The organism is Peptoniphilus hominis (ex Hitch et al. 2025) (genome assembly GCF_040096015.1).
GTDB classification, from domain to species: domain Bacteria; phylum Bacillota; class Clostridia; order Tissierellales; family Peptoniphilaceae; genus Peptoniphilus_A; species Peptoniphilus_A hominis.
In genome coordinates this window covers 1-10,849 of record NZ_JBBMFO010000027.1, presented here as the reverse complement: position 1 = coordinate 10,849, position 10,849 = coordinate 1, and the positions used below count along the sequence as shown (strand labels likewise).

The 10,849-nt window shown below is 32.4% G+C and carries 12 protein-coding genes, 1 rRNA gene and 1 pseudogene; 7 read left to right on the top strand and 7 right to left on the bottom strand.

What is annotated here, in order from left to right:
• Window positions 1-42: 42 nt before the first annotated feature.
• Window positions 43-714 carry a DUF3800 domain-containing protein gene (locus WMO19_RS07995; RefSeq protein WP_332087748.1) on the bottom strand — a complete coding sequence of 224 codons (672 nt, stop codon included), beginning with the start codon at window positions 712-714 and terminating at the stop codon, window positions 43-45.
• 305 nt (window positions 715-1,019) lie between these two features.
• Between WMO19_RS07995 and WMO19_RS07990 the strand changes: the two are divergent.
• The 4 genes and pseudogenes from WMO19_RS07990 to WMO19_RS07975 all read left to right on the top strand — a co-directional run.
• Window positions 1,020-1,136: pseudogene (locus tag WMO19_RS07990) on the top strand (MobA/MobL family protein); the annotation flags it as partial.
• A gap of 153 nt (window positions 1,137-1,289) precedes the next feature.
• Window positions 1,290-1,421 carry a hypothetical protein gene (locus WMO19_RS07985; RefSeq protein WP_349171239.1) on the top strand — a complete coding sequence of 44 codons (132 nt, stop codon included), beginning with the start codon at window positions 1,290-1,292 and terminating at the stop codon, window positions 1,419-1,421.
• A gap of 592 nt (window positions 1,422-2,013) precedes the next feature.
• Window positions 2,014-2,214, top strand: coding sequence for a helix-turn-helix transcriptional regulator (locus WMO19_RS07980; protein WP_349171237.1), 201 nt, complete (start codon window positions 2,014-2,016; stop codon window positions 2,212-2,214).
• A complete protein-coding gene (locus tag WMO19_RS07975; RefSeq protein ID WP_349171236.1) occupies window positions 2,214-2,660 on the top strand; it encodes a hypothetical protein in 447 nt (148 codons plus the stop codon). The genes WMO19_RS07980 and WMO19_RS07975 overlap by 1 nt, the downstream gene beginning before the upstream one ends.
• A gap of 181 nt (window positions 2,661-2,841) precedes the next feature.
• Here the strand turns inward: WMO19_RS07975 and WMO19_RS07970 are convergent, their stop codons facing one another.
• Window positions 2,842-3,147, bottom strand: coding sequence for a cupin domain-containing protein (locus WMO19_RS07970; RefSeq protein ID WP_349171234.1), 306 nt, complete (start codon window positions 3,145-3,147; stop codon window positions 2,842-2,844).
• 78 nt (window positions 3,148-3,225) lie between these two features.
• Between WMO19_RS07970 and WMO19_RS07965 the strand changes: the two genes are divergently transcribed.
• Window positions 3,226-3,702 carry a pyridoxamine 5'-phosphate oxidase family protein gene (locus tag WMO19_RS07965; RefSeq protein ID WP_349171233.1) on the top strand — a complete coding sequence of 159 codons (477 nt, stop codon included), beginning with the start codon at window positions 3,226-3,228 and terminating at the stop codon, window positions 3,700-3,702.
• Between the two features lie 77 nt (window positions 3,703-3,779).
• Here WMO19_RS07965 and WMO19_RS07960 read toward each other — a convergent pair whose 3' ends face one another.
• Complete coding sequence (locus WMO19_RS07960) at window positions 3,780-4,586, bottom strand: disulfide bond formation protein DsbA (protein WP_349171232.1); 807 nt, start codon at window positions 4,584-4,586, stop codon at window positions 3,780-3,782.
• A gap of 80 nt (window positions 4,587-4,666) precedes the next feature.
• Window positions 4,667-6,103 (bottom strand): NlpC/P60 family protein, encoded by a 1,437-nt coding sequence (locus WMO19_RS07955; protein ID WP_349171230.1) that lies wholly within the window; start codon window positions 6,101-6,103, stop codon window positions 4,667-4,669.
• Window positions 6,104-6,393: 290 nt separating this feature from the next.
• On the opposite strand from WMO19_RS07955, the gene nrdD reads away from it, so the two are divergent.
• Entirely contained in the window at window positions 6,394-8,517 is a 2,124-nt protein-coding gene (gene nrdD, locus WMO19_RS07950; RefSeq protein WP_332087755.1) for an anaerobic ribonucleoside-triphosphate reductase, read from the top strand.
• Entirely contained in the window at window positions 8,517-9,014 is a 498-nt protein-coding gene (gene nrdG, locus WMO19_RS07945) for an anaerobic ribonucleoside-triphosphate reductase activating protein (RefSeq protein WP_349171229.1), read from the top strand. The genes nrdD and nrdG overlap by 1 nt, the downstream gene beginning before the upstream one ends.
• An 80-nt stretch (window positions 9,015-9,094) precedes the next feature.
• On the opposite strand, the gene WMO19_RS07940 is transcribed toward nrdG, so the two are convergent.
• From WMO19_RS07940 to rrf, 3 genes are all read right to left on the bottom strand, one after another.
• On the bottom strand, window positions 9,095-9,724 hold the full coding sequence (locus WMO19_RS07940; protein ID WP_349171227.1) for a hypothetical protein: 630 nt from the start codon (window positions 9,722-9,724) through the stop codon (window positions 9,095-9,097).
• A 93-nt stretch (window positions 9,725-9,817) separates the two neighbouring features.
• The gene (locus WMO19_RS07935) at window positions 9,818-10,471 is read right to left on the bottom strand and encodes a hypothetical protein (RefSeq protein WP_349171225.1); all 654 of its coding nucleotides are present in this window, start codon (window positions 10,469-10,471) and stop codon (window positions 9,818-9,820) included.
• A gap of 272 nt (window positions 10,472-10,743) precedes the next feature.
• Window positions 10,744-10,849: ribosomal RNA gene (rrf, locus tag WMO19_RS07930) — 5S ribosomal RNA — on the bottom strand; the annotation flags it as partial.

The window sequence follows — 10,849 nt, the reverse complement described above, 5'->3', positions numbered from 1 at the left end:
TGGTATAATTATGATACTTTAAAAACAGATAAAAGTCAAGTTTTATAGGGGAAATTCAAAAATATATTTCAAGATACCATTGTCTCTTAAAGTATCAAGCTCATCTGCATAATTACCTGTTTTAAGATGAGAATACAAGATGTTTGAAAAAACATCAGCAATTTGAATATTTGAATTATTAGCAGAGTCAAAATATGAAACTTCAAAATTTCCTTGATTAATCCCCGTTATGCAAAGTTCAGTGTTTAAATAGTCCTCAAGAAAGAATCTGGATTCTGTTCTTTCATTCCTTTCATCAAGTTGTAAAATATGATTCTCACTTGGTATGTAATTATTTCTTATGAAGTAATCCATTGATATTTTTAATAGGTAATTGAAAACTCTAGATGTATTTGAACAAAAAGTATCTTTTAGCCTTGAATTATCAACTTTTATATAGAAAAGACTGAAGTTGTTTTTTCTGGCAAAGAAGTTTATAAATTCTTGTTTCATGGGTTTATCAAAAGCAGAACCTTTTAGCTCATGGAATGTTCCATTTAAAAACATTTTTTGTCTATTGTCTATTCTTTTAAGTTCTTTAAGATTAGAGGATACAAAACGTTTATAGGATCTTTTTAGAGTATTAGAATTATCTGGAATAATTAAAGTGATAATGAAGTATTCGTTTTTAAACTGATTATTAATTGTTCCTGATTCGTCGATATATATGTTCATATATTATTGCCCTTCCAGTAAATATATTAATATTATATCATAAATAATTAAAATTTTAGGAGCTGGTAATATAAACATTTTAAATTAAATATTCACCCAAAAGGGCACATATAAGTCGAGAGACAAAACTAAAGACGGGTAGATGATATTTTATCGTCTTTTTTATTTGGAAGAACAAAATATGGAAAGAATGTAACAGAAAAACTAGCAGATGCAGAAATAAAAAAATACTATAAGAAGCAAAAATACAAAAATTTAAAGAAACACTAAGAATAATAATAAAAAGCTCATCTGTCTGCAGAAACAGTCAGAAAGAAAAAATAGTAGACAATAGTAGTTTTAAAAGGCAAGGCATAAAACAAATACCAACAATTCATCTAGGAGCAAGTGCGTGTGCAATGGAAATAAAAGGATTTTTAACCGTTTTAAGTGGGAAACATAAAAAATCAAAACTATATCAATAGATACTAAGGCAAGCACAAATATATAATAAGCTAAAGTGACTTATTGGTTTATTTATAATATAATAAATTTTACAGTTAAACTAATTAAATACTATTTATAGGAGGTGTTTTATGGGCAATTATTTATATTTAGTATTTTTAGGCATATATGTTTTAATTATAATCGTTAATTATAATCTTTTAAAACATCCAAAACCATATCCACCAAAGAAAATTAGAGAAGAATTTAGAAGAGGAAGATAAAGATTATCTTCATATAAGTATCAAGGCTTGTCCCATTATGCTCTTCCAAGGCTGGTTAAAAGTGAATCCAATTGGATAAATGGAAATGCCTATTGGTATAGATCTAGTATAAAGTTAGGAATTATAGGTATAGCTACTACATTGATTACAATGATACTAGGAGAAGTCTTTAATCTATATGATTTCCTTATTGGTTTGTTTATTATATTAACGCCTTCAATTTTAGGAATGATATACATTTGTTATAGAATGGAAAAAAATATTTTAAGGGATTAAAATTAGTAGAAAATATTTATTGTATTAAGAGCTAGTTTTTATAAAACATAATTATATCTTTAAATTTTCTTATATAGTTTTGAAAAAAAATTATAAAATGAATAACTAAAAGATAGAGGGAGTTATTGCTACAATCATGGATCTTGATAGGTCAATCAGCTGTGGCAATGATACAAGTGAATCAGATTATTTTGACAGGGGATTGATTGTATTTTTAATTTTTATCATTTGTGCAAAGTTAACTTGACAATAAATGCAAAGCAAACTATACTTATAGAGAAAAGTAATTTATGTATTATTTAAAGAAGGTGGTTAATTGAAGACAAGGATACCTGAATTAAGAAAAGAAAAGAAATTATCCCAAGCTGAACTTGCTGATATTGTTGGAGTTACAAGGCAAACTATTACATCTATAGAAACCGAAAAATACATAGCGTCTTTGCCATTAGCCTACAAGATAGCTAAATATTTTAACTTAAAAATTGAAGATGTATTTGACCTAGAGGAGGAGGACTAATGAATTTAGAAAATTATCATGAAGTATTGAAAAAAAGGGAAAGGTTATATAAATCTTATATAAGTTTTGCGCTTATATTTTGGGGAGTAGGAAATTTTTTATTAAAGGATCAGGCTAGGCTCAACGATTCAGCATTAGGATTTATTAATGGCTTAACATTAGGAATAGAAATAATTTGTGTTTTCTGGGTGTTTAAAATTAGAAAAGCTTTAAAAGACGATAAAATGCTAAGAAGATTGTACATTGATGAACATGATGAAAGAAAAAATTTTATAAAACTAAAATCAGGTTCTAATTTAATAGGGAAGATAGCACTTGGTATTTTTGTAGCTTCTATTTTAGCTAGTTATTTTAATATGGTTGTTTTTTATACACTTGTAATAACTGGCAGTTTTCTAATTTTAGTGAGTTTATTACTTAAACTTTATTGGAGAAAGATGGTATAAATTTTTAAGTAGAGTCATATGAAGGATGATGGTAATATAAACATTTTAAATTAAATATTCACCCAAAAGGGCACAATCAAGTCGATAGACAAACCTAAAGACGGGAGCAGGTATCTTCATCAATTTACAAATTAACAAATTTTTATAAATTTAGAAATTTTTCCCACTTTCCAATAAAGTCCTACTTTTTAAAAATACAGAGCCAGACTGCCATTTCTTGCCAAGAAACCCTGTGGACCTCGTGGGGTATTATTACCAGGGTGTCTCCTTCTTCTAAGTCAAGTCTCCTTCCGTCTTCGTATTCTATTTGTGCCTTCCCTCCAAGCAAAATTACAATTTCAAGTTCATCTTGGTCATAAAAACCTGTGACTTGATCAAGGGACATAGTCCTAATAATTTTTAGGCTCTCATCTTCGTAAATTTTTTCTTCAATTTCTTCTTCACTAGAAAATTTTATATTTTTAAAAACATTGTATAAATTATTCATGACCCCATTATAGCACGATTTTAATGTCAATTTATATTTGCAAAAGTATTTGCTATAATTATAAAAAAGAGGTGCAAAATGTTTAGACAAATGAGAAGAATAAAGCAAGAGCTTCCCCTTGATGAAGGCAAAAAATTACTTATAAAAAATAAAAGAGGAGTCATCTCCCTTAATGGAGAGGAGGGCTATCCCTATTCCCTCCCCATAAATTATTTTTATGATGAAGAAGAAAATAAACTATACTTTCACGGAGCCAAGACAGGCTACAAGGTGGACTGCATAAAAAATAACAACAAAGCCTCCTTTGTAACCTATGGCGATGAGGAGCTTTCAGACAATGGCTGGTCCTATTACCTTAAAAGCGTTGTGATCTTTGGCAAAATCGAAATCATAGAAGACCGAGACCTTGCTGCAAAAAAGTTGAGAGAACTTGCCGCAAAATATTATCCATCTCTTTCAGAAGTTGATGCTGTTATGGAAAGAAGTTTTGATAATGCCCTTGTTTACTATCTTGATATTGCACATATAACTTGCAAAAAAGTTCACGAAAAATAAAAATTTCTCACTAAAAAAGCCAAGGCAAACACCTTGGCTAATTATTTCCCTAAAAATTTTACTCACTTAAAAATTTTTTAATTTATTTTTAAGATTTTAAATTCATTTAATTCTTCAATTTTCACTTTTCCGTCTTTTATCAATTCCTCTAATTTATTTTTCTCGCCAAAAACTATTTTTATTTCATCTTTTAAAACCAAGTCGTAGGTCCTTATATAGTCCAAAATTTTTTCTTCCTGAGATAAATTTTCCTCTCTCTCCTCTAGGTCCAAGTTTTCCAAGAAAAATTCCTCAATTCTTCCAAAGTCCATAATATTTTGAAGGACGCGATTATTTTCTGTAATCAAAAATCCTGGCAGCTTTTTTATTCTGTAGTCAAAGGCTTCCATTCTGTTGGCTAGAAAAATATCCTGGCTGTTTTCATAATTAAATACAAATTCATCAAAGTCCACATGGAAACTTTTTAAAATTTCCCTTTCCACCTCTAAGTCATAAATATTTTTTCCAAAAATTATTGCCTCTTGCAAAATTTTTCTCATATAGGCAGATGAATTTTCCTCGTCAATTGCCTTAAAGGCTAGAAAATATTTATCCAGTGGATAGGAGGACTTGTAGTCTTCTGTAAAAAGGTCAGGCACAGATTTAAAGCCTGGCATCTTTGTTATAGTCGCCGTCGCCCTATACATGTCGTACAAAATTTTATTGCCCAGGTCTAGGGAATTCTTCTCCCTAAAATTTTTAGGTAGAAATTCTTCATAATTTCCAATTAGTCCTCCCATGACAAATTCGTAGTTGAAATTTTTATATTTTCTCTCAAATTTTCTAAGAAGGGGAAATAGTCCCCACAAAAATGGATCTAATACGTCAGTAAATATTTTTAACATAGTAACCTCGTAAGCTCATATTTTTAAAATTTTTCTCTCTTATATTCTATCATAAAAAAAAGAGGGGCGAGCCCTCTTTATCATATATCTAAAATTCTAAGTGCCTTGTAGCCAGTCTTCCTAACAGGAGCAACGCGAACGCCAGTCTGTGGCACAGACTCAACTACCTTTCCGTCGCCAAGGTATATCATTATGTGTGAGCCAGCCTTGTTTAAAAGGTCTCCTCTCCTCAAGTCCTTCATTGGAATTTCTTTGACAGAAGGGCTTCCTTCAATTAGCCAAGAGTAGGCAGGCGCAAGGTCAAAACCAGCAACATCAGCTGCAGCACCAACTAGGCCTGAGCAGTCGTATAGGTCATAGGAGAAACCTTGAACGCTTAGGGCATAATTTATCATGTGCTCAATTTTTTCATTGTAAGTCTTTGGAGAGCTCATATACCACCAGTTGTATCCAATGTTTTTTCCTTTTTTCGCAAGACCATAGACTTGATTTTTATCTGCTATGAAATTTTTAAGGTCTGGATTATCTCCAAAGCTTATTTCATATCTTTCTTCTATTGGGGCATTAAAAATATAAGAGACATTTTCATATTTTTTATCAAGATTTACAAGCTCCATGTATTTTATTTCGTAAACATTACTGAGGCCGCTTAATTTTTTTGCCCTTACATAAGGTATAAAAATATTTTTCTTAAACCAGTTATTTAAATAGGACTGACTCATGCTTACATCATTGCCATCAATGCCAAGGCTTTTATTTTTTAAAACAATATAGTTCATGTAAATAAGAGCAGTGTCCTTTGGAAGGTTGATAGAATCTCCACATTCCTTAAAGCTAGTAATTTTAGAGTTTTTTATCTCTGCCACATAACCCGGCATTACATTTAACTTCCTTGGGCTTCCGCTGGCAGGAATGTAGCAAAAAGAATTTTCCGCTCCTAAAATATCTCCAGAAAGAGCCTCATTTTCTTCGGTTTTTGGAGCGGATTCACTTGTAGTTTTTACCTTTTCGCTACTAGAAAGATTAGGGTTAATAATTACACACTTGTCTTTATTGTCATAGTCCACCATAAAATCAAGGGCGGCGGCTAAGTCGTGAAGCTTAAAATAATTGTTGCCATCAATATTGTATCCGGCAATTTTTATTTCCTTGCCGTCAATAAATATTTTTTGCCTTGTTTCATAGGCTTCCTTATCTCCATAAATTTTCTTTACGATTTCTAGAGCGTCATAGTCAGCATATTTTTTTCCAGTACTAATAAATACTGCGTCCTTACTTTCATCATATTTAACATCAAACTTCTTCACTGTGTGATTCATATAATTTGCCAGTGTGCGAAGTTTAAAGTAATTGTAGTCATTGATGTTGTAGGTTGAGAAGGGTAGGGTCCTCTCTTCATTACCCGGGTCAATAATCTTCATATAAGAATCATTGTTGGGAGAAGCTGAAATTGCAAAAGCTCCCTGTGGCAGTAAAATTGATAAAAATAAAGTCAATAACAATAAAAATTTTTTCATAATATTCTCCTTTTAAATTTTCTCTTAAATATATTCTATCATTTAAAGCTCTAAAGTTCATTTGAAAAGCAAAATAAATCTTTTGTAGAGTTTATGGAAAAAATATTTTCCAATTACTACTAAAGGATTAAAAAAATTTAGTTTCTTGCAAAATATTTATCTTTTTGTAAAATTTAAGAGAAAGCACAATATATTGTTTTTTTGATGGAAATTAAACACTACATGTAGTATAATTATATCTATCTAAAAAAGTATTAAAAATAAAATTTATTTAGAAAGGATGGGTAAAAATGCCACAAGTTATTAAAAGAAATGGCAAAAAAGTTGATTTCGATAGAGAAAAAATCGTAATCGCCATAGAAAAAGCCATGCACTCAAGTTCTGGTGTATATGTAGAAAACCAGGCACTAGAAATTGCCAAGGAAATTGAAGCCCTTGCAAATAATAAGGAACTTCCTCTTTCAATTTACGACATAGAGAGCGAAGTTTATTACCGTTTAATTCAAAATGACAATCCTGCCACTGCCAGAGCCTACGAATCTTACAAGTCAGTTCAACAATATAAGCGTGAACAAAATACTACTGATGAGGGCATACTAGGTCTTTTAAATGAAACTAATGAAGACTTAATGGACGAAAACTCAAACAAAAATGCCATCATCGCCTCTACTCAAAGAGATTTAATAGCAGGCGAAGTGTCAAAGGACATTGCCAAGAGAAAAATGATCCCTGCAGATTTAGTTGAGGCACATGAATCAGGTGCTATTCACATTCACGACATGGATTATTTTATCCAACCTATTTTTAACTGCTGTCTAGTCAACATGAAGGACATGCTTGACAATGGAACTGTTGTCAATGGAAAGATGATCGAAACTCCAAAATCCTTCCAAGTTGCCTGCAATGTTATGACACAAATTATTGCACAAATTGCATCAAACCAATACGGCGGACAAAGTATTAATATCTCTTGTCTCGGCAAATACTTAAGAAGATCCTACGAAAAGAATTTAAATCTTGCCCTAGATACTTTGGGCGACATAGAACTTGCTGAAAAAATGGCAGACAAAATGACTAGAAAGGATCTTGAAAGCGGAATTCAAACAATTCAATATCAAATAAACACTCTCATGACTTCCAATGGTCAAGCACCTTTCGTTACACTTTTCATGTGGCTTGAAGACAATGACCAATATGTTGACGAAGTTGCCATGATTATCGAAGAAATTTTGAAGCAAAGAATTCAAGGCATAAAAAATGATGCAGGCGTATATGTAACTCCAGCCTTCCCTAAATTAATTTATGTTCTTGATGAAAATAACATCAACAAGGATTCCAAGTATTATTATTTGACTTCCCTTGCCATTAGATGTACTGCAAAGAGAATGTACCCAGACTACATCTCTGCAAAGAAAATGCGTGCCAACTACGAAGGCAATGTCTTCTCTCCAATGGGCTGTCGTGCCTTCCTTCCTCCATACAAAGACGAAAAGGGCAACTACAAGTTTGAAGGAAGATTTAACATGGGCGCTTGCTCCATTAACCTACCTCAAATTGGAATCTTAGCTGGTGGAGACGAAGAAAAATTCTTTGAAATCTTAGAAAAGAGATTAGACTTAGTGAAGAGAGTTGGACTTCTTCGCTACGAACACTTGAAGAAAGTATCTAGCGACTCATCTCCAATTCACTGGCAACATGGTGCCATAGCAAGACTTGGCAAGCACCAGTCCATTGCACCACTACTACTCAATGGTTACTCCACAGTTTCCCTTGGCTACATTGGAATCTATGAAGCAACAATCTTAACTAAGGGCGTAAGTCACACTGACAAGAAGGGCTATGCCTTTGCCATGAGAATTATGGATGCCCTAAACGATGCAGTAAAAAGATGGACTGCGGAATATGGAATTAAGTTCACACTTTATGCAACACCTGCAGAATCACTTACACAAAGATTTGCCAACATTGACAAGGAAAGATTTGGCATTATCGAAAATGTAACTGACAAGGGTTACTACATCAACTCCTTCCATGTTGATGTTCGTGAAGAAATTTCTGCCTTCGAAAAATTTGCTTTCGAAGCAAAATTCCAAGACAAGTCAACTGGTGGCTGCATCTCCTATGTTGAAATACCAAATATGGGTCACAACTTAGAGGCACTTGAAACAATAGTAAGATTTATTTACGACAACATTCAATACGCAGAGTTCAACACAAAATCAGACTACTGCTCAGAATGTGGCTTTGATGGAGAAATAAAACTTAACGATGAAGGACAGTGGGAATGTCCACAATGTCACAACACTGATAGGTCAACTCTTAGCGTTGTAAGGCGTACTTGTGGCTACCTTGGCGAAAACTTCTGGAACGAAGGCCGTACAAAAGAAATCAACGCAAGGGTGCTACACATCTAATGAATTATGCACAAATAAGAAAGTATGATGTGGCAAATGGACCTGGCATTAGGACCACTATCTTTGTCACAGGTTGCACTCACAATTGTCACAACTGTTTTAACAAAGAATACCAAGACTTTAACTTTGGCGAGCCTTGGACTGACAAGGAAACAAGAGAAGTCGTTGACTATTTAAAACTAGATGAAGTAAAGGGGCTTACGCTACTTGGCGGTGAGCCCTTTCAAAATGAAGTGGACCTCTTAAAAGTCCTTCGTGACATAAAAAAAGAAGTCCAAAAGGAAATTTGGATCTTCTCTGGTTATACTTATGAAGAAATCTTAAAGAACGAAGATAAAAAAAATCTCTTAAAAGAATGTGACGTCCTTGTAGACGGAAGATTTGTAGAAGCCCTAAAGGATTTAAAACTAAGATTTCGCGGCTCATCAAACCAAAGGATAATCGACATAAAAAAATCCTTGGTTGCAAGGGAAGTAGTTTTATTCAACTTAAAATAATAACAAACTTAAATTTCTATAAAAAAGAAAAATTCCTCAGCTTTGATGGTTAAACATCACTGCTGAGGCCTTTTTTTACCCTATTCTTCTGGTGGTATTGGCGTGTCTAATTTCTCATTATCAAAAAAGTCTGTGCCGTCATTGGCATTATCTTGGAAAGTCCCGAAAGTAGAAACATAGTCCACACCATCAATAGTGTAATAAATTTCAACCCTTAAGTATTCCATAAAGTATTTTTCAAACTGAGTATTATATCTTTTAGTCTCATAAAAATACCTGCCGTCGTCAAGCCTATCTAGCTCGTCCTCTATGACCGTCTCCCTTGTTTTGTCATTATAATAAGAGTCGGCAAAGATTTTAATTTTTGGAATTTCAGGCTCATAAACTTTTCCCTTATTTATGAACTCTACATAAAATTTATTATCCTTATTTAAATGTATTGAAGGTATGTCTCCTTCTACGGCTCCAGCAATTGTATCTCTTAGCCTCATGACTTTTTGTTCAGGCAAACTTTCAAATTTTTCTCTCTCAAAGGTTCTAATAATTGGTGTCCTTTCATCATCAGACACCTTTATATTTACCTTGACCCCATGAACAGAATTATTTCTTTTTGCTTCTGGCTTTGGGGAACGATAAATATGTAGACCTACAAATAAAATTATTACAAGAAGAATCAGGATAGCAAAAACTTTTGCGACTTTACTTTTCATAATATCACCTAATTTATTATTACCCTTTTAACAATTGGTAAAAAATAAAAATTTCCAATAAAAAAATCTTCCAATAAGGAAGATCTTTTTGTCTTATTCTTCTGGTGGGATTGGATTTTCTAAAGTTTCGTTATCAAAGAAGTCTGTGCCCTCATTGGCATTGTCTTGCATGGTCCCAAAATTAGAAACATAGTCCACACCATCAATTGTGTAGTAAATTTCAATCCTTAAGTATTCCATAAAATATTTTTCAAACTGAGTGCTGTATCTCTTAGTTTCAAAATAATACCTGCCATCTTCAAGCCTATCTAACTCGCCTTCTATAACTCTTTGCTTTTGATTGTCATCAAAAGGAGATGAATAGAAAAATATTTTTATTCTTGGTATTTCTGGCTCATAGATTTCTCCTTCTTCTTCAAAAGTAAAATAAATCTTATTGTCTTCATTTAAATGTATACAAGGGATGTCACCTTCTACCCTTCCACCAATCGTATCTCTTAATTTCACTATTTCTTTTTCAGAAAGATTTTCAAATTTCTCTCTCTCGAAGGTTCTTACAATTGGTTTCCTCTCATCATTGGACACCTGAACATTTACCTTGACACCATGGACAGAATTATTTCTCTTTGAATCTGGTGTTGGAGAAAAACAAATTTGCAAACCTACAAATAAAATTATTGCAAGAAGAATTAAAATTGCTGCAATAATAAATAAAATTTTAAAAACTTTTGTTACTTTACTTTTCATAATATCACCTACCTATAGTTTACCCTAAAAATAATTCAATATCATTAACTTTTATAGCTAGGCAGATTATTTATAATTCCTTCAAAGATTCCCATACTATATAAATTTTCCCAATAAAAAAATCTTCCAATAAGGAAGATTTTTTTACCTTTAATATGTAATGAGATAACTCATTGTGGAATAATTAAAGCAAAATATTTTACTAATTTTAAAAGGAGTATTTAAAATAAAAAGTCTATTGACAAAGGTTAACTTGCATCAATAGACCTTTTAACTGGCGATAACTTACTCTCCCAGGTCATTGCCAACCAAGTACCATCAGCGGACTAATGCTTAACTTCTGTGTTCGGTATGGTTACAGGTGTGTCCATTGTCCTA